The 22,727-nt window shown below is 65.1% G+C and carries 21 protein-coding genes, 1 tRNA gene and 2 pseudogenes; 13 read left to right on the top strand and 11 right to left on the bottom strand.

Annotated features, from left to right (window positions below):
• Positions 1–19 precede the first annotated feature (19 nt).
• Positions 20–490, bottom strand: a complete 471-nt coding sequence (locus tag THITHI_RS0101085) for an NfeD family protein (RefSeq protein WP_018231221.1) — start codon at positions 488–490, stop codon at positions 20–22.
• 104 nt (positions 491–594) lie between these two features.
• Positions 595–816, bottom strand: a complete 222-nt coding sequence (gene infA / locus THITHI_RS0101080) for a translation initiation factor IF-1 (protein ID WP_018231220.1) — start codon at positions 814–816, stop codon at positions 595–597.
• Between the two features lie 563 nt (positions 817–1,379).
• Between infA and THITHI_RS0101075 the strand changes: the two genes are divergently transcribed.
• A complete protein-coding gene (locus THITHI_RS0101075) occupies positions 1,380–2,306 on the top strand; it encodes a patatin-like phospholipase family protein (protein ID WP_232199364.1) in 927 nt (308 codons plus the stop codon).
• Here THITHI_RS0101075 and THITHI_RS0101070 read toward each other — a convergent pair.
• Positions 2,281–2,832, bottom strand: a complete 552-nt coding sequence (locus THITHI_RS0101070; RefSeq protein ID WP_018231218.1) for a YaeQ family protein — start codon at positions 2,830–2,832, stop codon at positions 2,281–2,283. The two genes, THITHI_RS0101075 and THITHI_RS0101070, sit on opposite strands and share 26 nt — an antisense overlap.
• A gap of 152 nt (positions 2,833–2,984) precedes the next feature.
• Positions 2,985–4,319, bottom strand: a complete 1,335-nt coding sequence (locus tag THITHI_RS0101065) for a nucleoside recognition domain-containing protein (protein WP_018231217.1) — start codon at positions 4,317–4,319, stop codon at positions 2,985–2,987.
• Between the two features lie 177 nt (positions 4,320–4,496).
• Here THITHI_RS0101065 and THITHI_RS0101060 point away from each other — a divergent pair, with 177 nt between their 5' ends.
• Positions 4,497–4,868 carry a YajD family HNH nuclease gene (locus tag THITHI_RS0101060; RefSeq protein ID WP_018231216.1) on the top strand — a complete coding sequence of 124 codons (372 nt, stop codon included), beginning with the start codon at positions 4,497–4,499 and terminating at the stop codon, positions 4,866–4,868.
• 126 nt (positions 4,869–4,994) lie between these two features.
• Here the strand turns inward: THITHI_RS0101060 and THITHI_RS0101055 are convergent, their stop codons facing one another.
• On the bottom strand, positions 4,995–5,855 hold the full coding sequence (locus THITHI_RS0101055) for a pirin family protein (protein WP_026185944.1): 861 nt from the start codon (positions 5,853–5,855) through the stop codon (positions 4,995–4,997).
• Positions 5,856–6,075: 220 nt separating this feature from the next.
• On the opposite strand from THITHI_RS0101055, the gene THITHI_RS0101050 reads away from it, so the two are divergent.
• Entirely contained in the window at positions 6,076–6,999 is a 924-nt protein-coding gene (locus tag THITHI_RS0101050; protein WP_018231214.1) for an aldo/keto reductase, read from the top strand.
• A 122-nt stretch (positions 7,000–7,121) separates the two neighbouring features.
• Positions 7,122–7,550 (top strand): HIT domain-containing protein, encoded by a 429-nt coding sequence (locus THITHI_RS0101045; protein ID WP_018231213.1) that lies wholly within the window; start codon positions 7,122–7,124, stop codon positions 7,548–7,550.
• 143 nt (positions 7,551–7,693) lie between these two features.
• Here THITHI_RS0101045 and arsS read toward each other — a convergent pair whose 3' ends face one another.
• From arsS to THITHI_RS0101030, 3 genes are all read right to left on the bottom strand, one after another.
• A complete protein-coding gene (gene arsS / locus THITHI_RS0101040) occupies positions 7,694–8,659 on the bottom strand; it encodes an arsenosugar biosynthesis radical SAM (seleno)protein ArsS (RefSeq protein ID WP_018231212.1) in 966 nt (321 codons plus the stop codon).
• Positions 8,660–8,693: 34 nt separating this feature from the next.
• Positions 8,694–10,130 carry a dihydrolipoyl dehydrogenase family protein gene (locus THITHI_RS0101035; RefSeq protein WP_018231211.1) on the bottom strand — a complete coding sequence of 479 codons (1,437 nt, stop codon included), beginning with the start codon at positions 10,128–10,130 and terminating at the stop codon, positions 8,694–8,696.
• 105 nt (positions 10,131–10,235) lie between these two features.
• The gene (locus THITHI_RS0101030) at positions 10,236–11,102 is read right to left on the bottom strand and encodes a diiron oxygenase (protein WP_018231210.1); all 867 of its coding nucleotides are present in this window, start codon (positions 11,100–11,102) and stop codon (positions 10,236–10,238) included.
• Positions 11,103–11,267: 165 nt separating this feature from the next.
• On the opposite strand from THITHI_RS0101030, the gene THITHI_RS0101025 reads away from it, so the two are divergent.
• The 8 genes and pseudogenes from THITHI_RS0101025 (at position 11,268) to THITHI_RS0100990 (ending at position 18,867) form a co-directional block, all read left to right on the top strand.
• Entirely contained in the window at positions 11,268–11,603 is a 336-nt protein-coding gene (locus THITHI_RS0101025) for a DUF1820 family protein (RefSeq protein ID WP_018231209.1), read from the top strand.
• A gap of 113 nt (positions 11,604–11,716) precedes the next feature.
• Positions 11,717–11,807 (top strand) — tRNA-Ser (locus THITHI_RS0101020).
• Between the two features lie 224 nt (positions 11,808–12,031).
• Positions 12,032–12,570: pseudogene (locus THITHI_RS18240) on the top strand (REP-associated tyrosine transposase).
• A 236-nt stretch (positions 12,571–12,806) separates the two neighbouring features.
• On the top strand, positions 12,807–13,964 hold the full coding sequence (locus THITHI_RS0101010; protein ID WP_198005556.1) for a ChaN family lipoprotein: 1,158 nt from the start codon (positions 12,807–12,809) through the stop codon (positions 13,962–13,964).
• A gap of 7 nt (positions 13,965–13,971) precedes the next feature.
• The gene (locus THITHI_RS0101005; protein WP_018231206.1) at positions 13,972–15,924 is read left to right on the top strand and encodes a M1 family metallopeptidase; all 1,953 of its coding nucleotides are present in this window, start codon (positions 13,972–13,974) and stop codon (positions 15,922–15,924) included.
• A 115-nt stretch (positions 15,925–16,039) separates the two neighbouring features.
• Positions 16,040–16,453 carry a hypothetical protein gene (locus THITHI_RS0101000; protein WP_156820439.1) on the top strand — a complete coding sequence of 138 codons (414 nt, stop codon included), beginning with the start codon at positions 16,040–16,042 and terminating at the stop codon, positions 16,451–16,453.
• A gap of 517 nt (positions 16,454–16,970) precedes the next feature.
• Positions 16,971–17,573 carry a c-type cytochrome gene (locus tag THITHI_RS0100995; protein WP_018231204.1) on the top strand — a complete coding sequence of 201 codons (603 nt, stop codon included), beginning with the start codon at positions 16,971–16,973 and terminating at the stop codon, positions 17,571–17,573.
• 10 nt (positions 17,574–17,583) lie between these two features.
• The gene (locus tag THITHI_RS0100990) at positions 17,584–18,867 is read left to right on the top strand and encodes an FCSD flavin-binding domain-containing protein (RefSeq protein WP_018231203.1); all 1,284 of its coding nucleotides are present in this window, start codon (positions 17,584–17,586) and stop codon (positions 18,865–18,867) included.
• Positions 18,868–19,058: 191 nt separating this feature from the next.
• Here the strand turns inward: THITHI_RS0100990 and THITHI_RS0100985 are convergent, their stop codons facing one another.
• The 3 genes and pseudogenes from THITHI_RS0100985 to ltrA form a co-directional block, all read right to left on the bottom strand.
• On the bottom strand, positions 19,059–19,409 hold the full coding sequence (locus tag THITHI_RS0100985) for a hypothetical protein (RefSeq protein WP_018231202.1): 351 nt from the start codon (positions 19,407–19,409) through the stop codon (positions 19,059–19,061).
• Positions 19,410–19,602: 193 nt separating this feature from the next.
• Positions 19,603–19,726, bottom strand: a pseudogene (locus tag THITHI_RS20940) (transposase); the annotation flags it as partial.
• A 109-nt stretch (positions 19,727–19,835) separates the two neighbouring features.
• The gene (ltrA, locus tag THITHI_RS18235) at positions 19,836–21,173 is read right to left on the bottom strand and encodes a group II intron reverse transcriptase/maturase (protein ID WP_198005555.1); all 1,338 of its coding nucleotides are present in this window, start codon (positions 21,171–21,173) and stop codon (positions 19,836–19,838) included.
• A 594-nt stretch (positions 21,174–21,767) separates the two neighbouring features.
• On the opposite strand from ltrA, the gene THITHI_RS0100975 reads away from it, so the two are divergent.
• Complete coding sequence (locus THITHI_RS0100975) at positions 21,768–22,712, top strand: MBL fold metallo-hydrolase (RefSeq protein WP_018231200.1); 945 nt, start codon at positions 21,768–21,770, stop codon at positions 22,710–22,712.
• Positions 22,713–22,727: the final 15 nt, after the last annotated feature.

Raw genomic sequence — 22,727 nt, 5'->3', positions numbered from 1 at the left:
ATGAGTTGTTATGGGCATGTCACGAAGGGCCCGGCCCGGGCGGGCGGGGACTGACCTTGAGCACCAGCCCCCGTCGCCCGGTGGTCCACACCTGCTGGCCGGCCGTGATGGGCTCGTCGGATTCGGCGTTCCAGCGGGCACCGCTGTAATGCACCAGGCCGCTGCCGTTGGTGAAATCCTCTATGGCCACCACGGTTGTGCCCACCGGCAGGACCTCGACTCCGTGCTGGCCCGTGGTTGACGTACCCTGAAACCAGGTCCTGAGCCGGCTGCGGGTCAACAGCAGCAGCGTGACGCCCAGCGCGGCGAACAGCAGGATCTGAAGGTTGAGGGAGGGTTCGAAACCCGCAAACAGGATGATCGCCACCACGATGGCCGCAGCGCCGAAGAAGACGGCAATGATGCCGGGGAAGGCGAATTCGGAGAGGATGAGGATAACGCCCAGGAGAAACCAGAGCGATGCGGGGGTGACAGTCCAGTCAATGCTCATGAGCCGGGTCCCTGGAGTGAATGGTGAACCCGGGCATTATCCTGTGGGGCCGTGCGTCCGTAAACCGCGCGATGGAGCCGATGACGGACGGGCCCCGGATCTGCTCAGTGCTTGTGGCGGTAGCTGATGCGACCCTTGGTCAGGTCGTAAGGGGACATCTCCAGCTTCACCTTGTCGCCGGCCACCACGCGGATGCGGTAGCGGCGCATCTTGCCTGAGGCATAGGCGTGCACGTTCATGCCGTTCTCCAGTTCCACACGGAAACGCTGGTCGGGCATGACGTCGGTTACGGTACCTTCCATTTCGATCAGGTCTTCTTTGGGCATAAAATCTCCTCTTGCGTATCGGGCGGGTCCCGAAGGCCCTGACCCATACGATCACGGGATGGATGAATTGACTGGCCGGCGCCATGGCGCCAGGGCCGCGGACGCGCCACCCGGCGGGTGGCGCACATGGCGGGCAGCACCAATGCGGCTGCCCATCAAGTGGTTTTCGATTTTCTTATGCGTGTCACGTAAAGCGATAAGTAGCGCATTATACACGAATCGTGGAGGCCTTTCAGTGGCGGGGCAGACACGTCCGCCGCAACGCCGTGCCGACATCAGGTGCGACGTTGTGTGCCGCCCCGATGGTGCCCTAGCAGGCTGTTGAAAAAGTCTCCGGCGGATGCCAGGCAAGGCGGAAAGTGGCGAAAAAGCGCAGTGTACACGGGAGTACATGAGCATTTTGAGCCGCTTTCCAACGCAGCATGGCGCCGCCCGAGGGTTTTTCAACAGCCTGCTAAGCTCGATCGGGACCCAGCAGTCAATGATCAACCGCGTGCGCTGTTCTGAAAGGCATGCCGCCGTATGAATCGCGTGCGCCCGGATGAGGGCCAATGGTCTCCGGCGTGAGACAGTCCGATGCTGTGGACAGGGCGCGGCGCGCGACCCTGAAACTGCTGCTTGCCGGGGCGCTGGCGCCCCTGGTCGGCCGCGCGTCCGGCCGGCCGCGCATCGGGCTGGCGCTGGGCAGCGGCGGGGCCCGGGGGCTCGCCCATGTAATGGCCTTCGAGGTGCTCGACGAACTGGAATTGCGGCCGCACCGGGTCGCCGGTTCCAGCATGGGCGCAATCATGGGCGCCCTGTATGCCGCGGGGATGACGGCAGCCGGAATCCATGCGCAGATCGACCGTCTCACGGTGTCCCCGGACGAGACCTGGTTTCATTCCCTCCTGGAGGAGGATCTGTCCCGCTGGCTCGGGTTCTTCCAGCCGACCCTGGGCAGCGGCGGGCTGGTCAGGGCGGATGCCTTCCTGGACTTCCTGGAGCAGACCACCGGGCACGCCTCGTTCGAGGAACTGCCGATTCCCTTGCAGGTGGTGTCCACCGATCTGTGGAGCCGTGAGCAGGTGGTGCTGGAATCCGGCGCACTCTGGCCGGCGGTCAATGCCAGCATGGCCATGCCCGGCCTGTTCGCTCCCGTGAAACTCGATGATCGGGTGCTGGTGGACGGCGGACTCACCAATTCGCTGCCCTACGACCTGCTTCTGGAGGATTGCGACATCACCATCGCCGTGGACGCGCTGGGTACGCGCACGGCCGACGGTGCCCGGGAGCCTTCCTATTTCGATACAAGCTTCAACACGTTCCAGATCATGCAGGCGGCGATCCTTGAGGAGAAGCTCAAGCACAGGCAGCCGGATATTCTGATCAGGCCCGATATCCGTGACGTGCGGGTGCTCGAGTTCCATCGATTCAAGGAGATCTTCGAGCAGGCGCGCCCCGCGCAGGAGGCGCTCAGGAAGGCGCTCAAGGCGCGTCTGACGCCGCCTTGAGGATAATCGGCCTGATCTCAATCGCCGTCTCATCACCGGTGAACCAGACCACCCCGTCCTGGATGGTGCATTGCATCTGCATGTTGCGCCGGGCGAGGCCGGCCAGGGCCCGGGTGGTCTCCGGGGGCAGTGCGCATACCGATAGGTTGGCCAGCCGCTCGAGCCTGTCCCGGTTCTGATTCCACCAGGTTTCCGCGGTCCGTCCATAGCTGATCACGGCCACCTCGGTTGCCCGGCCGCAGGCCTTGCGGAGGCCGCGTTCGTCCGGCAGGCCGACATCGATCCAGCGACTGATGTGTCCGGTCAGATCCTCCTCGCGGAGGTCGGCCTCGTCGTCGGTGGACAGACCCCTGCCGAACTGAAGGGTGTCACTCGCGAACAGGGCGAAGGCGAGCACGCGCACCATCATGCGTTCATCCGTCTCCGAGGGATGACGGGCCAGGGTGAGCGCATGTTCACCGTAGTAATGACGATCCATGTCCGCGATCTGCAGCGTCGCCTTGAAGATGGTGGCCTTGAGTGCCATGGGTACACCTGTCTCTGTGATCGGGCAGGGCGTTCATCGTGACCGCCCTGGTGCAAGTATGCGGCCTTCAGGGCCTTCGATCCCCGTTGCCGCCCCCGCGGATCCCGGGTGCCCACGCCCGGCGGATGCGTGTCCTGCCTGCCCGGGGCCCGTTACATGGCGGCATGTCCGAACACCACGCCCACCGCGATCACCGCCGCGATGACGGCCACGAGGTCCGCGGTCAGGCACGCGGGCAGTGCATGGCGCAGGCGCCGCACGCCCACGGCGCCGAAGTAGACGGCGAGCACGTAGAAGGTGGTTTCCGTGGAGCCCTGCAACGTGGTGACCAGGTAACCCACATAGCTGTCCGGGCCGATGGCCGGGTCGTTGATGATGGAGGCCATGATCCCGTAGGCACCGGAACCGGACAGGGGGCGCAGCAGCGCCATGGGCAGCGCCTCGGGCGGCAGGCCCAGGGGTCCGGTGACGGGGCCGAGCAGGGCCACGAACGCCCCCAGGGCCCCGCTGGCCCGCAGCATGCCCACGGCCACGAGGATCGCCACCAGGTAGGGGATGATGCGCACCGCCACCTGGAAACCCTCCTTCGCCCCTTCCACGAAGACCTCGTAGATGCGCACGCCGCGCAGCATGCCGAAGGTGAGAAAGCCAAGCACCAGGCTCGGGATGATCCAGGGGGCGATGGCCTGGCCGTAGAGCACCGACAGGGGGATCAGCGCAACGAAGCCCAGCAGGGCCAGGGCGGACACCCAGCCCGGATAGGGTCGGTTCATGCCGTCGGGCAGGCTGGTGGTGTCGGTGTCCGCCGGGGTCGGGGCATCGAGCGGTTCCTCACTGCCCGGCGCGTCGTCCGGTTCCGGTGGCGGGGTTGCGGGCGTGGGCGGCAGGGGCGCCAGGCGCCGGAACAGAAATGCCGCGCTGATCCCGGCCACGGTGGCGCACAGGGTGGCGAACAGCGTGGTGGGCAGGATCCCCGCCGGATCCGAGGACCCCGCTGCCGCGCGCAGCGCGATCACGCCGGTGGGCAGCAGGGTCACGCTGGAGGTGTTGATGGCCAGGAACAGCACCATGGAGTCGGTGGCGGTGCCCGGTCGCGTATTGAGCTGATTGAGCGCCTGCATGGCGCGGATGCCGAAGGGCGTGGCGGCATTGCCCAGGCCCATCATGTTGGCGGAGAGATTGAGGATCATGGCGCCCATGGCCGGATGATCGGGGGGCACATCCGGGAACAGCCGCACCATCAGCGGGCGGATCAGCCGGGCCAGGATCGCCAGCAGGCCGCCGGCCTCGGCCACCTTGATGAGCCCCAGGAACAGGGTCATCACACCGATCAGTGCGATGGCCAGCTCCACCGCGCCCCCGGCGGCGTCGATGACACCGCCGGTGAGCTGCGTCATGGGGGATTCCCCTTCGCCGTCCCAGGCGAGCTGGTGCCATGCGGCGGTGGCAAAGGCGATGGCCACCAGGGCGAAGAAGATGACGTTCATGGGGCCGGATTATACTTGGGCGTGAGGCGTGAGGCGTGAGGCGTGAGGCGTGAGGCGTGAGGTGTCCGCGTCCATGGGAGTCTGCTTTTCAGGGACTTCTGCCCGAGGTCCTGCGGGACTTCGGCGGATTCGGGGTGTGCGCTATCCTGTCATGAAACCGGGAACTGGAGAGTTGTGATGAGCGGTCAGGACAAGTCGAGGCTGGACAAGGTGGTGGCGGAGGCGCGCCGCCAGGCGCTGGAGCGGGGGCAGGGCTACCGCGAACAGGCGCTGAAGATGTACCCGTGGGTGTGCGGCCGCTGCGGCCGGGAGTTCACCCGCGCCAACGTGCATGAGCTCACGGTGCATCATCGCAACCACGATCACGACTACAACCCGCCGGACGGCAGCAACTGGGAGCTGTTGTGCCTCTACTGCCACGACAACGAGCACCAGCGCCTGCTGGAAGCGGAGGCCAATCCCACGGGTGTCCAGGGCGGCAGTGCCGGGAAGGGCGCCACCCATTCCCCTTTTGCCGGGTTGAAGGATCTGCTTAAAGGCGGTCAGTAGTCCGTTGTCAGTGGTCCGTTGTAAGAGAACCCGTTGACAGGTACCCGGGGGCGAATCACGTTCCTGACAACTGACAACTGACAACTGACAACTGACAACTGACAACTGACAACTGACAACTGACCATTACCCATGCCCCTCCATGCGGGCACGGGTGCGTACCAGTCGGTCCTGCTGGTAGTCCTGGAATGCCTGTTCGATCTCTTCACGCCGGTTCATGACGAAGGGCCCGTACTGAACGATCGGCTCGCCGATGGGGCGTCCCGCCACCAGGATGACGCGCGCCCCCTGGTCCGCGGCCTCCAGCGCCGCGCCTTCCCCGTCGACCAGCACGGCCAGTTCGTGGGTGCTCACCGCGGTGTCGCCGACGTTGACCGCGCCCTCGTAGACGTAGATGAACGCGTTGTGCCCTTCCGGCAGCGCATGGCTGAAGCGCGCGCTCGCCTCCAGGGTGAGGTCCAGGTAATGCACGTCGGTGAGGGGGTCCTCGATGGGGCCGCGGGCCTCGCCGTGGGATCCCATGAGCACCTTGACCCGTGCGCCGGGCTCGTCGGTGACGGGGAAGGCCCCGGCGCCGTACTCCTGGTAGGCCGGATCGGACATCTTTTCCCGGGCGGGCAGGTTGATCCAGAGTTGGAAACCGCGCATGAGCCCGTCCTGCTGGCGGGGCATCTCCGAGTGGATCACGCCGCTTGCCGCCTTCATCCACTGGGCGCCGCCGCTTTTCAGATCCCCCTGGTTGCCCATGCTGTCCCGGTGCTCCATGTGGCCATTGAGCATGTAGGTAAAGGTGATGAACCCCCGGTGCGGGTGATCCGGAAACCCGGCCACGTAGTCATCCGGGTTGTCGCTGGAGAAATGATCCAGCATCAGGAACGGGTCCAGGTTCTTGAGCGCCGGCGTGCCGAGGCTGCGCCTGAGTTGCACGCCGGCGCCTTCGGAGACGGGCATCCCGCCGATTCTCGTCTTCACGGTACGTGGTTTCATGGGCGTTCTCCGGGTTGCGGGGAGGATGACATCATGGGAGTGATCTGTATTCTGGTGGTTTCTCACGTCCGAATAAACAGCGTAAAAGTGAATCCGGTGTTCGCATATTCGGAACGATCCTCTCTCCTGACGGAACCGCCACGGCACCGGAGGTACTGAAGAATGAGTATCGCAAAGAACGCCCATCCGCCGGGAAGATGTCCGAAGAGGCCGAACCGCCATGAGTGAACACAATCCGCTTTTCTCCCGCCGCCGTTTTCTGCACTGTGTGGCCGGGGCCGGGATATTGCCGTTCCTGCCCGTTTCACCGGTCGCCGCCGCGCCGGGGGAAACCATCACCCGGGTGATTCCGTCCAGCGGTGAACGGATTGCCGTGATCGGCATGGGCACCTGGCGCACCTTCGACGTGGGCAACGACGTGTCCCTGCGGGATGCGCGCACCGAGGTGCTGCGCACGTTCTTCGAGGAGGGCGGGCAGATGGTGGATTCGTCGCCCATGTACGGGTCATCGGAAGAGGTGCTGGGTTACGCCCTGCAACGCATCGATTCGCCGCCGCTGTTTTCCGCCACCAAGGTGTGGACCCGGGGGCGGCGCAGCGGCGAGGAGCAGATGGCGCGCTCGCGCCGGCTGTGGGGCGTGGACCGGTTCGATCTCATGCAGATCCACAACCTGGTGGACTGGGAGACGCATCTGGAGACCCTGCTCGCCGATCGGGACGAGGGCCGGATCCGATACCTCGGCATCACCACCTCCCATGGCCGCCAGCACGAGGAACTGGAAAGGATCATGAGGGAGCACCCCCTGGACTTCGTGCAGATCACATACAACATGCTGGACCGCGCCGCCGAGTCGAGGCTGCTGCCCCTGGCCCGGGAGCGGGGCATCGCGGTGATCATCAACCGGCCGTTTCGCGGTGCCGACCTGTTCCGCCGCGTGGAGGGCCGGCCCCTGCCGGGCTGGGCCGCCGAGATCGGCTGCGAGTACTGGTCCCAGGTGTTCCTGAAGTTCGTCGTCTCGCATCCCGCGGTCACCTGCGCCATCCCCGCCACACGGCGGGTGGAATACATGAAGCAGAACATGGCGGCGGGCAGAGGCGAGTTGCCCGATGAACCCCTGCGGCAACGTATGCTGAAGGAGCTTTGAGGCGGTCAGTTGTCCGTGGTCCGTTGTCAGTTGTAAAAGAACCCCCTGATAAGTTCCGGGGCCGATGACGTTCCCGACAACTGACAACTGACAACGGACCACGGACCACGGACAACTGACCAATGAAAGATTTCCATCTCGATGCCCGGCTTGAGGGTGACACCATTGCCCTGGGCGAATCCCCGTTGTGTCTCTACCGGCTGATGGACGATGCACGCTGGCCGTGGGTGATCCTGGTACCGAAACGCGGTGGTGTCACGGAGATCCATGATCTCGACGATGCGGATCACGACGCGCTCTGCCGGGAATCCCGCACCGTGGCCCGGGCCATGGCGGCGGCGTTCGCCGCCGATGCCATGAACGTGGCCAAGCTGGGCAACGTGGTCGCGCAGTTGCACCTGCACCACGTGGTGCGCCATCGCAACGACCCGGCCTGGCCCGGTCCGGTCTGGGGCGTCGGGCAAAGGGTGCCTTACGACGATCGGGAACGCGCGGAGATCGCGGCACGCCTGAGCCGCTGCCTGGATTTTTTGGTTGTCAGTGGTCGGTAGTCAGTTGTCGATGGTCAGTTGTCAGTTGTCAGTTGTCAGGAGCGTGATTCGCCCCCGGTGCCTGTCAACGGGTTCTCTTACAAAGGACCACTGACAACGGACTACTGACAACTGACCATCGACAACTGACAACTGACAACTGACTAACTCAAAGCCCCCCCGCAACTGGAGCCCTGTCCGGCGGTGCAGCCGTAGCAGTGATCCGCCACGGCGATGGGGCGGCCGGCCGGGTCCCGGCCCATAAGATCGCGCAGGTGCGTGCGCCCCGGTGCGCCGCCCAGCGGGATACGCAGCATCTGGTTGAAGTCGCAGTCGTACACGTACCCCTGCCAGTCGACACTGATCAGCGATCGGCACATGACCGCGTCCAGGTTCTCATCCCGGTGCGCCTCCCGGAGCAGCGTCATGTATTCGTCCAGCCGGCCCTCCCGGCGCAGTTGCTTCCCGAATCGGTGGATAGGCATGTTGGCGATGGTGTAGAGCTGGTTGAAGCGCACGCCGTAGTGTTTCTCGAGGTGTCGCTTGTAATCCGCTTCCAGGGGCCCCTGGGGCGGCGGCAGGGTGGGTCCCTGCGGGTTGTACACCAGGTCCAGCACCAGCCCGCTGCCCGGCTGTCCGTATCCCCGGGCGTTGAGTTGCCGGAGCCCGCGGATGCTGCCCCTGAACACACCGTCCCCCCGTTGGGCATCCACGTTCTCTTCCAGGTAACAGGGCAGGGAGGCCACCACGTCCACTCCCTGCGCGGCGAGGAAGTCGGCCAGGTCATCCTGACCGGGCTGCTCAAGGATGGTGAGGTTGCAGCGGTCGATGACCTTCACGCCCAGGCGCCGGGCCTCGGTCACCAGGTAGCGGAAATCCGGGTTCAACTCCGGTGCGCCGCCGGTCAGATCCAGCGTGGTGGCGCCGGATGTGCGCAGGCAGTTCAGCACCAGGTCCACGGTCCCGCGGTCCATGACTTCCCGGCGGTTGGGCCCCGCGTTCACATGGCAGTGAAAACAGGTCTGGTTGCACACGTAGCCCAGGTTCACCTGCAGGGTCTCGAGTTTGCCGCGCCGTATGGCCGGGAACGTGGATGACGGCAGGAAGGACAGGGGAAGGGTCGAGGACATGTATCGGGTATCTCCGGGGTTCCGTGTGCGTGGTTCAGGGTATCAGCCGCTGGATCCAGCGTACCAGCCGCCGGGTGCGCGGGCTGAACAGCCTTGGACCATACAGTGTGTTGACCGCGCGGCGGTGGATTTGTGCCAGCGTCGGGTAGGCGTGAATGGTGGCGGAGATTCGGCTCACCGGGATCTTCGCCTGCATGGCGAGCGCCAGCTCGTGAATCAGCTCCCCGGCGTGGGGACCGAGCAGCGTTGCGCCGAGCAGACGTCCCTTGCGCACCACCAGCCGTGCCTCACCCGCCGTCTCATTCTCCGCGATGGCCCGGTCCACCTGGCCGAAGGGGAAGCGCAGGATCTCCACATCCAGCCCCTGCCGGCGGGCCTCGGTCTCGTTGAGGCCGATGCGCGCCAGTTCCGGGTCACAGTAGATGACCCGCGGCACCACCCGATAGTCCACCCGCCGGGGCAGGCGGAACACGGCATTGCCGATGACGACACCGGCCTGGTACTCCGCCATGTGGGTGAAGGGGTGGGGGCCGCAGCAATCGCCGCAGGCGAAGATGTGTTTCACGCTGGTGCGCAGTCGCGCGTCCACGGTGATGCCGGTGCGGGTATGGGCCACGCCGGCCGCATCCAGTCCGAGGGCCTCGATATCGGGTTGTCTGCCTGCCGCGACGAGCAGTTCGTCCACCTCCACGGCAAACACCGTCTCTGACTCGCGGCCGCGCAGGGTCGTGACGACCCCGTTCTTCTCCACACGCTCCACGCCGACCCCGGTGAGAACGCGGATGCCTTCCCCTTCCAGGATGGAGCGCAGCGCCTCACCCGTCTCCGGGTCTTCCCCCGGGAGCAGCCGGGGCGCCATGTCCAGCAGCGTGACCCGGCTCCCCAGCCGCGCGAACGCCTGTGCCAGTTCCAGGCCGATGGGGCCGGCGCCGAGGACTGCAAGCCGGCGGGGCAGTTCACGCAGCGACCAGACCGTGTCGCTGGTGAGGTATCCGGCCTCCGCGAGCCCCGGGATGGGCGGCACCGCCGGGCGTGAGCCGGTGGCGATGACGAAACGCCGTCCGGAGATGCGCCGGTCGCCCGCGCGGACCTCCCGGGGGCCGGCGAAACGCGCCTCACCGAAGACCACGTCCACCCCGTAGCCGCGAAAGCGTTCCGGATCGTCATGGGCCTGGATGCTGTCGACCACCGAGCGCACCCGGTCCATCACTGCGCCGAGATCGACCCGGGGGTCCGCGGCCGGCAGACCGAATTCGGCGCCACGGCGCATGAGCGCGGCCACCCGGGCGGTGTGGATCAGCGTCTTGCTGGGCACGCAGCCGGTGTGCAGGCAGTCGCCGCCCAGTGCCGGGCCGCGTTCGATCAGCGTGGTGCGCACGCCCAGTTGTCCGGCGACACTGGCCACCACGAGCCCGGCGGGTCCGCCGCCGATGATCACCAGTTCCCGCGGTTTATGGTTGGAATCACTCATGTCATGGGATACGCGTGATCCCGGATCCCGGATGCAGGGAAATCCATGTGGTGAGGCATTCTATCCTCTTTGCGCGCCCGGCGGCTTCGCGAGACGACCCGGTGCCTACGGAGACCTCCAGCGCAGCTTCAGGCCGTGTTCCTCCAGTACGTGCAGGACCGAGGCCAGACACTGGTCCACGAAGCGTGTGTGGTGCGCGTTGGTGCGGGCAAGTCTCGCCCAGTGGCGCCCGTCGGGCAGCCCGGCAAGCTCGTAGACCCGGGGGGGCGGGTAGTAGAAGGCCCTGACGAACTGGCGGAACACCGCATTCATGAGTGGCCGGTACAGCGCCCGCTGCAGGGGCGACAGTTGATCGATGGTGCTGCCCAGGGTCTCCCGGGCATGGGCGATGTGACGCGCCTCGTCGATCACGTGCACAGTGATCATGTCGTGGATGGTCGGGCAGATGTCATCCCGGTGCTTGCGGATCAGGCGGTTCATCCGGTCCGGTACCTCCTCGCCGATGAGTACCGCGATCCAGAATGCGGCCGACTCGTAGGGTGCATGGCGGCCCAGCAGATTGGCCAGGTTGAAGCGCCGGAATCGCGTGCGGGGCATGGGCAGCCGCGAGCGGCGCATCAGTTCCAGGAACATCAGACTGTGCCCGGCCTCCTCGCGCAGTTCATGGAGCCGGTAGGCGGTTCGGGAGAGATCCGCGTCATCTCCCAGGGCGCGGCTGATGCGCTCCATGAAGAGGCTCTCTAGCCACAGGGCACCCTCGATGAAGTGGAGGAACTCATATCGGGAGAGGGCCTGACGGCGCTCCAGAGGCAGTGATTCATACGCGTCCAGTCCGTACAGGGACAGTGCCTGCTCCGGCAGCCAGAAGCTCTCCAGGTTCAGGGCCTCCCAGTCGACCCGGGCCAGGGGATCCCGGTAGGGGATGCTGTTGCGTCTCAGTTGTGCCAACAGCTCGGAGGATGGCTGGGTCATGGTCTCGTCGGGCCTTGAAGGGCGCTCGCACCGCCCCAACGTTTCGGGGAGGATGCGGAGAACTTCAGTGTTCTCTTAAATATCGTCGGAATGATAGCGACTTGTCATGCACGGGTACAATGACAGATATTCCACCGTCCGTACTTTCGGGGAAACCAGACGAGTATGAGCCGCAAGAAGAACATTTTCCGTGTCAGCTTCATCAACCGGGGCAAGGTCTACGAGGTCTTTGCCCAGAAGGTCTACCAGGGTGATCTCCACGGTTTCGTGGTCATCGAGCAGCTGATTTTCGGAGAGCGCAGTTCCGTGGTGGTGGATCCGGGCGAGGAGCGCCTGAAGGACGAGTTTCAGTCCGTGCGGCGCAGTTTCGTGCCCATGCATGCCGTGATCCGCATCGATGAGGTGGAAAAGGAGGGCATCGCCAAGATCCACGACCTGGGCGAGAACGTCACCCCGTTTCCCCCCGTCTATCCTCCCGCGGGCGGCCCGTCCGGCGGCTGAGGCCCCGGTCCGGCCGGCATTTACAGGGGCCCCGCATCTGGGGTAACCTTCCGCCCCTTGCCCGCGCGCAGAGCGCGCTGCGGGCAGCCGCCCGGACAGGGCGGACACCCAGCGGAGAGGTGGCCGAGCGGTCGAAGGCGCACGCCTGGAAAGTGTGTATACGGTAACCCCGTATCGAGGGTTCGAATCCCTCCCTCTCCGCCATATTCAAATGCAAGGGGCCCCGGGTTTTTCGGGGCCCCTTGCATTTGAATATGCATGAAGGCGTGATTCGAACCCGAGAGAATGGAGATGATGGGTCACGCGTAACCCCCTTCGGGTACTCGTCACGCCGATCCGCATGGGCACGCTGCGCTTTGCCCATCCTACCTCTCTCACCAGACCGCGCCGCAGCGCACCCCTCGCAATCCCGGACAAGGAGGTCTGGAATGACTGGCTATCGCAGAGTATGCATCCCCGGCGGAATCCATTTTTTCACGGTGGTGACCCAGGGACGCCGGCCGCTGCTCACCGAACCCGGCAACGTGGCGCGTCTTCGCGAAGGGTTTCGCCGCGGGCGGCCCATCCGTTCCACATCGATGCGTTGGTGATCCTGCCCGACCACCTGCACGCCATCTGGAGATTGCCGGAGGGTGATGGCGATTACGCGCTGCGCTGGCGGAAGATCAAGCATTACTTCAGCATCGGTCAGGACGCTGCGACGGACCGTGCCTCGCTGGAACGGCGACGCGAGAAGGGCGTCTGGCAACGGCGCTTCTGGGAGCATGCCATCCGCGACGAGGAGGACTGGCGTCGGCACATGGACTACGTCCACTACAACCCGGTCAAACATGGCTATGTGCCGGGCCCCGGGGATTGGCCGTACAGCTCGTTCGCCAGGGCGGTTGAGAGAGGGCTTTATACGTCGGACTGGGGTAAGGAGCCACCCGTTACCCTGGCGGAGACGGAGGGCGAGTGGGGCGAGTGACGGGTGACGTACCGGCCCTGCCGTCACCTGCCACCCGTCACGCTCGAACCGCATGGGCACGCTGCGCTTTGCCCATCCTACGGTGCGGTGGTGACGTGGGCCTGTAGGATGGGTCAAGCGAAGCGGACCCATGCTGTGCGGGAGGTCTGAGGGACATGCAGCACCCTTTGCCGGAACTTCCCTTTATGGGCGACACTCGGAAGGATATCGCCCGCCCCTTCAGTCCGGAGTACCAGATGCGAGCATCGCAGTCGCTTGTCGGTCCTTGTGCGTTTGTCCTCATGGCCGTGGCTGCCGCCGTGGCGGCCTCGCCCGCCACGGCGTCCTGCCCCGCGCCCGGCCAGTGGCTTACGCCCGAGGATACCGAACCGGGCGTGGACGCGCTGTTCTCGGAACTGGCCCGCGGCAGGGTGGTGCTGCTCGGCGAGCAGCATGCGCGCTGGGAACACCAGCGCTGGCAGCTCCACACCCTGGCCGGCCTGCACGCCCGCCGTCCGGACATGGTGATCGCCCTGGAGATGTTGCCCCGGCAGGCGCAACCGGCCCTGAACGCCTGGGTGGCCGGCGAGCTGGACGAGGCGACCTTCCTGGAGAAGAGCGACTGGCGGGGGGCCTGGGGTCATGGGTACGAGCCCTACATGCCCATCCTGCACTTTGCGCGGATGCACCGGGTGCCGGTGCTCGCCATCAACATCGACCGCGCCCTGCACGGGCGCCTGACCGTCGAGGGCTGGGACGCCGTGTCCGAGGGGCAGCGCTATCGCATCAGTGCGCCTGTGGCGCCTCCCGAGGCTTACCGTGCCCGGCTGGAGGCGGTCTATGCCGGACACCCCAGCGCATCGATCGAAGGCCATGAGGCGGAACGTTTTGTCGCCGGGCAGCTCGTCTGGGATCGCGTCCTCGCCGCAGGCCTCGCAGAGGCCGCCTCCGACGGCGCACTGGTGGTGGGCCTCATGGGGCGTGGGCACCTGGAATACGGCTATGGGGTGCCGCACCAACTGGCGGATCTGGGGATCGGGGACAGCCACGTGCTGCTGCCCTGGGACTCGGACGAGGACTGCGTGACGCCGCAGAAAGGCGTGGCTCACGCGGTGTTCGGGATCGCCGCGGGCGAGCGCCACGAGCCGCCGCGGCCCATGCTCCTCGGCGTGTTCATCGAGGCGGGCGAGGCCGGGGTGCTCGTGGTGGATATCGCGTCCGGCTCCGTGGCGGAGCACTCGGGCCTTGAGGCCGGTGATGTGATCACCCGCGCTGCCGGCCAGCGGCTGCGCGTCCCCGATGACCTGATATCGGTGATACGGCGTCAGGCGCCCGGCACCGTGTTGCCGTTGAGCGTGCTGCGCGACGGCAGCGAGATGGAAGTGCTTGCCCGTTTTCCCGCGCGTTCCGATTGAGCCGTCCATGACATTCGTACGGCTGCCAGCCACGTTTTTTGCCGCGCTCATGGCCGCATCGGCCATCGCCGGTGCGGAACCGGCCGGGGAGGTCATCCCGGAAAAGTTCCTGGACGTGACCATCGATCCCGCGGAGCGATCCGTCCGGGGTGAGTTGCGCATGCATCGTCCGCCCGGCGTGTCGGAGTTTCGTCTCCGGGATGGTCTGCGCGTGCACGAGGTGCGGGTCGGCGAAGAGACGCTGCAGGTCGCGCGCACGCCGGGCGGTCGCTACCGGATCCGGGTGCCCGAGGTGGCGCCCCCGGTGGTCATCACCTGGAGCGGGACCCTGCCGGCCCCGGACGATGGTGTGGCCGGGATGTTCATGGACCGTGACGGCGGTTTCCTGTCGCCCGAAGGCGGCTGGTATCCGGTGTTCGAGCCGGGGCGTCCCTTTGCCCTGAGATTGCATGCGCGGGTGCCTTCCGGGCAACGCTTTGTCGCGACCGGTTCCCTGGTGGGCGAGGTCAATGACGACGGCACCCACTACAGCGCCGTTCATGCTCATCCCCGTATCAATGCCGTGGTACTGGCTTCCGGCCCGTGGCTGGAGCGCGGCATCGAGGTGGACGGTGTGCAAGTGCGCACCCTGTTCCCCGAAGCCCTGGATGCCGGCTACGCGCGGAAGTACCTGGAACACACGGCACAGTACCTTCGCAAGTTCGCCGCGCGCGCCGGGCCCTATCCCTACGAGAGCTTCACCATCGCGGCCTCGCCGGCACCCGTGGGCGTGGCGTTCCCCGCCTTCACCGTCCTCGGCGAGCGCGTCATTCCCCTGCCGTTCATTCCGCGCACCTCGCTGGCCCATGAACTGCTGCACAACTGGTGGGGTACCGGCGTGCGGGTGGACTACGTCTCGGGCAACTGGTCGGAGGCGCTCACCACCTATATGGCGGACTACCACCTGGCCGAGCAGCGCGGCGAGGCCCGGGAGACCCGCCATCGCTGGTTGCTGGATCTGGCGTCGTTGCCCCCCGAACTGGACCGGGCGCTGGTGACCTACCGCGGCGGCAACCGGGGGGCCGACCGCATCGTCGGTTACAACCATGGCGCCATGATGTTTCACATGCTGAACCGGCGTATCGGCGCGCAGGCCTTCGATGCGGGCACGCGCCTGTTCAGTGACCGCCACATGTTCCGGGTGGCCGTTTGGGATGACCTGCAGGCCGCCTTCAGCGAGGCGGCGGGCGAGGACCTGAGCGGTTTCTTCGACGCCTGGCTGCAGCGCCCGGGACTGCCCGAGCTGGCCCTGCGCGACGTGGAGCGCCGCCGTGACGGCGACGCCTGGGAGATCCGGGGCGTGCTCGAACAGGTGCAGGCCGACGATCCCTGGCCGCTTGCCGTGCCGCTGGTGGTGGAGACCGGCGACGGGCCGGTGCGCCAAACGGTATCCATGGGGGAGCGGCGTGTCCCGTTCAGCGTACGTGTCGCCGACGCGCCTGTGGCGATCGTGGCGGACCCGGACTACCACGTGCTGCGCCGGCTGGCAGATGCCCCGCCCATCCTGCGCACGACGACCCTGCAGCCTCGTGCCCGTCTGGCGACCACGCGGCCCGGGCTGGAAGACGTCGGGCCGGCCGTGCTGGGCCGCAGGCCGGAGCCTGCGGAGGCCTTCTCGCCGGATGCGCCGCTGCTGCTGGTGGGCGAGACGGGGGAAGTGGTCCGCTGGCTTGCGGCACAGGGGGTGCCCGAGCCGCCCGAAGCCATGGCACGGCGCGGACACGCGCGCGCGTGGACCGTGCCGGGCACGCGCCTCCTGGTGCTCAGCGCCGACGACATGGAGGGTCTGCGCAACCTGGTGGGCGCGTTGCGCCATCACGGGCACCGGAGCTACCTGGTGCAGGACGCGGACGGCCGCAGCATGGAGGCGGGCGTGTGGGAATCCGCCGAGGACCCCTTGCGGATCGTTTTTCAGGAATGACTGCGCCCCCGATGACCGCTCCATGCAGCCCTGATGACGCCGGGAACCTGATCACCGCAGCGCGGGGGCTGTCCGGTTACCAGCGATCCCCGCGTGCAACCGACTGGAGACCGCATTGAAACCATCCCGATCCGTGACCATCATCCGGCGCCTGCTTGCGCTCGTGGCCATCCTGTTCGGCGTCGTGACCATCATCGCGGGTGCACGCATCCTCGGCGGCGCCGATCCGGGATACACCGTGTTCGGTCCGCTGCTCATCTACAACACCGGCATGGGTGTTGCCTATGTGGCCGCGGGAATTCTCGCATGGCGCAATCCCCTGTCAGGCAGGCGTGCCGCTGCGGCGATCTCCCTGCTCAACCTGCTCGTACTGGGCGCGATCGCCTACCTGTACACGGCGGGGAGTGCCGTAGCCGTGGAGAGTCTCGGCGCGATGACTTTCCGAACGGTCGTCTGGCTGCTGTTGTTTCTCGGCCTGGCGTGGGTGAGCCGCCGGAGCAACGTCCACGGGATCGGACGCGACGCCTGATCCACCCGCCAAGGGTGCGCGTCGCACGATGTGCGGCAGCCATCACATACACCGACTGGAGCCCCTTCAGGGGCTCCGGAACCCGCCTTCCGGCCCAAGACCTCTTTCTCGCATCGCCATCTGCGGAATACGGAATAGGGACACCCGTGATTGGGTCGACATTTCCCGGTCAGGCTGATTGATTCAGGTCAAGACGGGCGGGAAAACATGTAGATATGATCCATCTTTAATGATGCTCATAAGTGCAATTGATGGGCCAATAGAGAGCTTTCGCCGATTTCAAGGAGGTACAGCCAACAAGCTCAGCAACCGACCATAGATAGAAGGGTTCTCATTAAGGGTCCTGCCACCAACAAGACCGCCCATGCAGGCGGCAACCGGGTTGGCCCGATCAGATCCATCCGCGCACCGGGCAGGTGAGTGGCCGTTGGTCTCTGTCGAGAGACTCAGCCGCCTCACAAGCAGCCGGGATTGCGATGGATCGATATAACCACCGTTGAAACCCGTAGGAGGAGTCATGAAACGACGGATCATTCACGCCGCCGTCATTGCCGCCGGTCTGCTTGCATCAGGGCCGGCATTTGCCACGCCGCCAAGTGCCGAAATGCTCAGCTTCAGTTGTGCGAGCTGCCACGGATACGAAGGTGTCAGTGTCGGACCGGCCACGCCATCGCTTGCGGGCATGCCTGAGGAATACTTCATCATGAGCATGCTGGATTACCAGGACGGTCGGCGCCCGGCTACGGTGATGGACCGCATCGCGGCGGGCTACACCGAGAAGGAGATCGAGATCATGGCCGGCTATTTCGCCTCGCTGCAGTATCGCCCGGCCCCCCAGTCGTTTGACGCCGCGCTGGCAAGCCGCGGTGCCGAACTCCACGCGGACCACTGCGAGCGCTGCCATTCCGAGAACGCCACGGTCCCCGAAGAGGATTCGATGGTGCTGGCCGGACAATGGCTTCCCTACCTGAGGAACAGCATCCGGGACTTCAAGGACCACAACCGTTCGCAGCCCAGTCGTATGCAGCGCAACACGGCGGATCTGTCCGATGATGACCTGGAGGCGCTGCTGCATTTCTACGCGAGCCAGCAGCAGCCAGAACTCTTTGTGCAGCGGTAAGGGGGAAGTGATGGCACAGTTCAATCGCAGAGATTTCCTCAAGGCGCTCGGCGTCACCGGTGTTGCGGCGAGCCTGCCGGTTGCCGGGGCCTACGCCGGATCCCACGGCGGCACCAGGGCCCGGGTGGTCGTGGTTGGCGGCGGTTCCGGTGGTGCGACGGCCGCCCGGTACCTGAAGAAGGCTGATCCGTCCATCGATGTGACCCTGATCGAGGCGAACCCGACCTACCACACGTGCTATTTCAGCAACCTGGTGATCGGCGGGATGCTGCCGATCGATCGCATCAAACACGGCTATGACGGGCTGCGTCGCTACGGCGTCAATGTGGTTCACGACACGGTCGTGGGCATCGACCCGGTCGCCCGGAAGGTGACAGCCAGCTCCGGTCAGACCTTCGAGTACGACCGCCTAGTGCTTTCCCCCGGCATCGAACTCCGGTGGAACGCGATCGAGGGATATGACGAGACGGCGAGCCAGACCATGCCCCATGCATGGAAGGCCGGTGACCAGACGTTGCTGCTGCGCAGGCAGCTCGAGGCCATGCCCGACGGGGGCGTGGTGGTGATGGCCGCCCCGCCGAACCCGTTCCGCTGTCCGCCCGGGCCTTACGAGCGCGCCTCGCTCATCGCCAACTACCTGAGGACCCACAAGCCCCGTGCGAAGCTCATCGTTGTCGATGCGAAGGATGCCTTCTCGAAGCAGGGGCTGTTCGAGCAGGCCTGGAACATGTACTACCCTGGCACACTCGAGTGGGTGAGAGCCGCCGATACCAACGGGGGCATCAGGCGGGTCGACACCCGCGCCATGACCCTTCACGGCGAGTTTCACCAGTTCAAGGCCGACGTGGCCAATGTGATCCCGCCCCAGAAGGCCGGGCGAATCGCCGGCGATGCCGGGCTGGTCGACGACTCCGGCTGGTGCCCGGTGAACCGTCATACCTTCGAGTCCACGATCGCCGAGAACGTGCATGTCATCGGCGACGCGGCCTCGGCGGCCGCCATGCCTAAGTCCGGCTACGCCGCGAGTTCCCAGGGCAAGGTGGCTGCACTTGCCATCGCGAGCATTGTGAATGGCCAGGAACCCCCGGCGCCGTCCTACGTCAACACTTGCTACAGCTTCGGGAACCCCGAGCACGCCTTCTCGGTGACCGGCGTCTACCGCCTGGGCGACGGGGCGATCGAGCAGGTGGCGGGTGGCGTGTCGCCCATCGATGCGCCGCAGGAGTTCCGCCGGCGCGAGGTCGACTACGCCTACAGCTGGTACAGCAACCTTACCCACGAGATGTTCGGTTGATCGCGACCGGGCGGGGCCGCTTGGCCCCGCCCGTTCCGATCCCGGTCCGCCTGGCCGGCCCGGGGAACAGGAGCTCTTGTCAGATGCGGCGCGTGCCCCGGCGATCAACCGGAGCTGGAACGGTTCCGTGAAGTGGTCCGCAAGCCAGGCATCGAGACATGTCCTTTGTTTCGGTTTGGCGGATGAAAGCGCTATCCGATATACAGGTAGATCACCGCGGCCTGGAGCATCAGGACAGCGAACCACCACCTCAGCCCCGAGGCGGACGCACCGAACCATAACAGGAGCAAGCGCAGCGTCACCATGAAAATGCACGCCAGGGTGAGGCCGAGCAGAATGGCGAACGTCGTCAGCGACACAAACTTGATGGTCCACCCCGGCTCTGTCCACCCGAACAGTGCCCGCAAGGCGGAGTAACTGATCCGGCGCCGCTCCAATGCATCGTCAACCACCCACACCAGGATCGCCCAAACCGACCACCCGGCGATCCCGATGCGCAGGGCCCTGTCCCCCCACTTCAGACGACTTGCCGACGGGGTCATCGATTCCCTTTCCACAGGATGCTCGCACACGGGGACTTCCAACTGCTTTCGGTCACAATCGCCACCATCTCCTCGCCCGTATTTCGGCCCTCAGACCGGTACCTGACATAACTGACGAAACTGGTTCATCCCCTTCAGGAACCGCCGCTTGAGGCGCACGGCAGCCTGGCTGGCGCGCCGTGCCATGTATTTATTCGTTGAGGCTTCGCATGAACCAGGACAGATCGGCAGCGTTCGCGCCATTGTTTGATCATGGCCCTGGCGGCTTCCCGTTCTGCCCCGGATCCGGTCTCCCTGGCCCTGTAACGGGCCACCAGGGATCAGTCGCCGTAGAGCCCTGTCTCGCAAGGATAGCTGAGTTTGCTCGACAGGCCCCCGGCACAGATCCGTACGTGCGCTACTAACGCATACGGCTCCTACATCGAGTCAGACACAAAGCCGCTGATTCGGGTATGGGTGTAGTACGCGGACACTGGGGATGAAATGCTTGATGAGGGCTGTCATTCGTTTCCACGGAATCCCAGCGCTCTTCTGACTTCGCCTCCTGAGTGCCCTCAACCATGCGCGGCAGACTTCCGCCCGGAAGGCATCAAGTGCCTGTTTGTTTCCCGGTACGGCGAAGTAGTTGAGATAACCCTGGACGACGCGGCGCAGCCACCGCCCGACATCAAACGGATGCCGGTGGCGGGTCTTCCTTAGCACCTGTTTGACCTGGCCGAGCTTTTCCCGCTGCTTTTTGGCAATGGTGTAGCGCCTGAGGGAAAAGCCTCCGTCACTTCGCCGCCTTGAGCACACGTGGGTGAACCCCAGGAAGTCGAAGGTCTCCGGCTTACCCTCTGCACGCCGGGCACGATTGCTTTGGGCAAATCGGCCAAACTCGATCAGGTGGGTCTTTTCGTCGTTCAGGCTCAGTCCAAACTTCGCCAGCCGTTCCTTTAGCTCAGCCTCAAAGCGCTGGCCATCGGCGCGGTACTGGAAGCCGATGATGCTGTCATCGGCGTAGCGTACGATGGTCGTTTCACCTCCAGCGCTCCTGTTACGCCATTGGCTTGCCCATAGGTCCAGAACGTAGTGCAGGTAGATGTTCCCCAGGATGGGGGAGATCACCGCACCTTGTGGCGTCCCCACCACGGTTCTTTCCCGTTTGCCGTCTTCGTCCACCCCACATTTGAGCGTGCGCTCGATAATGTGCAGTATCCGCTTGTCTGCGATCCGGTGCGCCAGAAACCGCATCATCCAGTCGTGGTCGATGGCGTCGAAGAACCCCTTGATGTCTGCATCCAGTACCCAGCTTGTCTTCCTGACGGTGATCGCCATGTAGACGGCATCCAGCGCCTGATGTTGCGAGCGGCCGGGCCGAAACCCGTAGCTGAACCCGAGGAAATCACTTTCGTAGATCGCCTCCAGGATCCACACCAGGGCCTGTTGGACCACTTTGTCTTCAATGGCGGTGATGCCGATCGGACGCGGTTTGCCGTTGGCCTTGGTGAGCCAGATCCGTTTGACGTGCCGGGGTTTGTAACGGTTGGTGTGAAGTCGCTGGTGAAGCTCGATGAGCCGCTCCTGGAGCCCCTCTCCATAGCCGCTCCAGTCCTCGCCATCGACCCCGGAGGCTGCCTTGCGGTTGAGGGCATAATACGCCTTCTCCAGCAGCTCCACCGTGACATGGTGCAGGAGGTTATTGAATCTCAGCCGACGGTCCCGTCTTGCTGCTTCATGTAGCCGGATCAGTCCAGGCGGCGTTTGCCCGATGCTCTGTGTCATCGTCACACCCCGTCCGATCCTGCTTTCTCTTTGTCAAAACCCTTCGCTCCACGAGCTCCGCCGGGGGCAGTCTGACTTCCTGTGTCACGCTCTGTACCCATTGTTCGCTCGCTTCTTCGCTACTATGGTCTTGTCCGACTTCCTGCTCACGTTGACAGCCGGGCGATGTACTTACTTCCCCGGATCCGACCCACGCCGGGACGGGCGCAGATCGTGAGCAGGATCTCCCGAGTTCCGCATAGAAGACATCAACACATGCTCCAGGTCTCTGACTCCGGAGAGCCTCGGCGGCTACTTGCCATGTCGCAGCCGCCGGTATGGCCTTCCCCTTCACCCAACAGAGTCGGCGCTCTCGACGTTGATTTCGGAGCTCAATACTGGGCCTGCATCTTCCCCTGTCAACGCTTAACCCCCGCCCTTACGGACAACGGCCCATGACTCGGGGTCTCGGTGGGTGGCTAACCCTTGCCAAGCAGAGGAATCTCACCTCCAATCTTCTACCGATTTATCTCGGCGCACTGGGTGTCCCCAGTTCTTTTATCATACTGAATCCGCGTCTTCGGTGAGGCGCCTTCCTTTGCCCTGGAGATATGCATGCTGCATCGCTGGACCCTCGCAATCGTGTTGTTCACATTGTCCGGCGAGGCAATGGCCAACGGTATGGAACTGGATGCCATCCTGGAACCCATCCGGGTGACCGATCGTGTGTACTACTTCAAGGGCTCCCTGGACGTGCGCAGCTACGAAAATCAGGCCGTCAATAACAACCTGGCCTTCGTGGTGACCGACAGCGGCGTGGTGCTGATCGACAGCGGGCCGTCCCGTTGGGTGGCGGAGCGGATCGAGCAGGCCATCGCGACGGTCACGGATCGGCCCGTGCGCTGGGTGATCAACAGCGGCAGCCAGGACCATCGCTGGCTCGGCAACGATTACTTCCACGAGCGTGGTGCCGAGATCATCGCCCTGAGGCGTACCACCGAGACCCAGGCGCGATTCGCCGATCAGCACCTGACACGCCTGGAGCGCATCCTGGCGGATCGGCTCGAGGGCACCCGACCCTTGCCCGCACCCGACCCCGTGGACGCGGAACGCCATGCCGTGACCCTCGGGGGTGTGGAACTTGAGGTGATCTACGCCGGTGATGCCCATTTCCCCGGCGACGTGCTGGTGTGGGTCCCCAATGAGGATACGGTGTTCACCGGGGATGTCGTGTACCTCGACCGTATCCTGGGTATCCACCCCTGGAGTGATATCCGGGGTTGGCTGGATGCCTTCGCGGAGCTGGAGGCCCTGGACCCCGCGCATGTGATCCCGGGCCACGGGATGGCGGCGGACATGGCGCGTTCCCGGGCCGACACCGGGGACTACCTGGCGGCCCTGCTGGCGGGGGTGCGCCGGGGGCTCGATGAATGGGAGGAGCTTCACGAAACCACAGAGCGTCTGGGCGAGATGCCGCGGTTTCGTCATCTGAGGCACTACGACGAGTGGCATCGCCTGAACATCAACCGGGTGTACCTGAATCTGGAGGCCGGTGAATAGATTTGTTCCGGGGAG

It is taken from the genome of Thioalkalivibrio thiocyanodenitrificans ARhD 1 (assembly GCF_000378965.1).
Lineage (GTDB): Bacteria > Pseudomonadota > Gammaproteobacteria > Ectothiorhodospirales > Ectothiorhodospiraceae > Thioalkalivibrio_A > Thioalkalivibrio_A thiocyanodenitrificans.
The sequence above is the reverse complement of the archived record's forward strand: the minus strand, read 5'-3'. Positions and strand labels throughout refer to the sequence as shown.

Coding starts and splice junctions, on each gene's coding strand:
- THITHI_RS0100995 (WP_018231204.1), top strand. CDS start 16,971: ATGAAACGACGGATCATTCACGCCGCCGTCATTGCCGCCGGTCTGCTT.
- THITHI_RS0100975 (WP_018231200.1), top strand. CDS start 21,768: ATGCTGCATCGCTGGACCCTCGCAATCGTGTTGTTCACATTGTCCGGC.
- THITHI_RS0101065 (WP_018231217.1), bottom strand. CDS start 4,319: ATGAACGTCATCTTCTTCGCCCTGGTGGCCATCGCCTTTGCCACCGCC.
- THITHI_RS0101035 (WP_018231211.1), bottom strand. CDS start 10,130: ATGAGTGATTCCAACCATAAACCGCGGGAACTGGTGATCATCGGCGGC.
- THITHI_RS0101055 (WP_026185944.1), bottom strand. CDS start 5,855: ATGAAACCACGTACCGTGAAGACGAGAATCGGCGGGATGCCCGTCTCC.
- THITHI_RS0101085 (WP_018231221.1), bottom strand. CDS start 490: ATGAGCATTGACTGGACTGTCACCCCCGCATCGCTCTGGTTTCTCCTG.
- THITHI_RS0101025 (WP_018231209.1), top strand. CDS start 11,268: ATGAGCCGCAAGAAGAACATTTTCCGTGTCAGCTTCATCAACCGGGGC.
- THITHI_RS0100990 (WP_018231203.1), top strand. CDS start 17,584: ATGGCACAGTTCAATCGCAGAGATTTCCTCAAGGCGCTCGGCGTCACC.
- THITHI_RS0101060 (WP_018231216.1), top strand. CDS start 4,497: ATGAGCGGTCAGGACAAGTCGAGGCTGGACAAGGTGGTGGCGGAGGCG.
- infA (WP_018231220.1), bottom strand. CDS start 816: ATGCCCAAAGAAGACCTGATCGAAATGGAAGGTACCGTAACCGACGTC.
- THITHI_RS0101005 (WP_018231206.1), top strand. CDS start 13,972: ATGACATTCGTACGGCTGCCAGCCACGTTTTTTGCCGCGCTCATGGCC.
- THITHI_RS0101045 (WP_018231213.1), top strand. CDS start 7,122: ATGAAAGATTTCCATCTCGATGCCCGGCTTGAGGGTGACACCATTGCC.
- ltrA (WP_198005555.1), bottom strand. CDS start 21,173: ATGACACAGAGCATCGGGCAAACGCCGCCTGGACTGATCCGGCTACAT.
- THITHI_RS0101070 (WP_018231218.1), bottom strand. CDS start 2,832: ATGGCACTCAAGGCCACCATCTTCAAGGCGACGCTGCAGATCGCGGAC.
- THITHI_RS0100985 (WP_018231202.1), bottom strand. CDS start 19,409: ATGACCCCGTCGGCAAGTCGTCTGAAGTGGGGGGACAGGGCCCTGCGC.
- arsS (WP_018231212.1), bottom strand. CDS start 8,659: ATGTCCTCGACCCTTCCCCTGTCCTTCCTGCCGTCATCCACGTTCCCG.
- THITHI_RS0101050 (WP_018231214.1), top strand. CDS start 6,076: ATGAGTGAACACAATCCGCTTTTCTCCCGCCGCCGTTTTCTGCACTGT.
- THITHI_RS0101010 (WP_198005556.1), top strand. CDS start 12,807: ATGCGAGCATCGCAGTCGCTTGTCGGTCCTTGTGCGTTTGTCCTCATG.
- THITHI_RS0101030 (WP_018231210.1), bottom strand. CDS start 11,102: ATGACCCAGCCATCCTCCGAGCTGTTGGCACAACTGAGACGCAACAGC.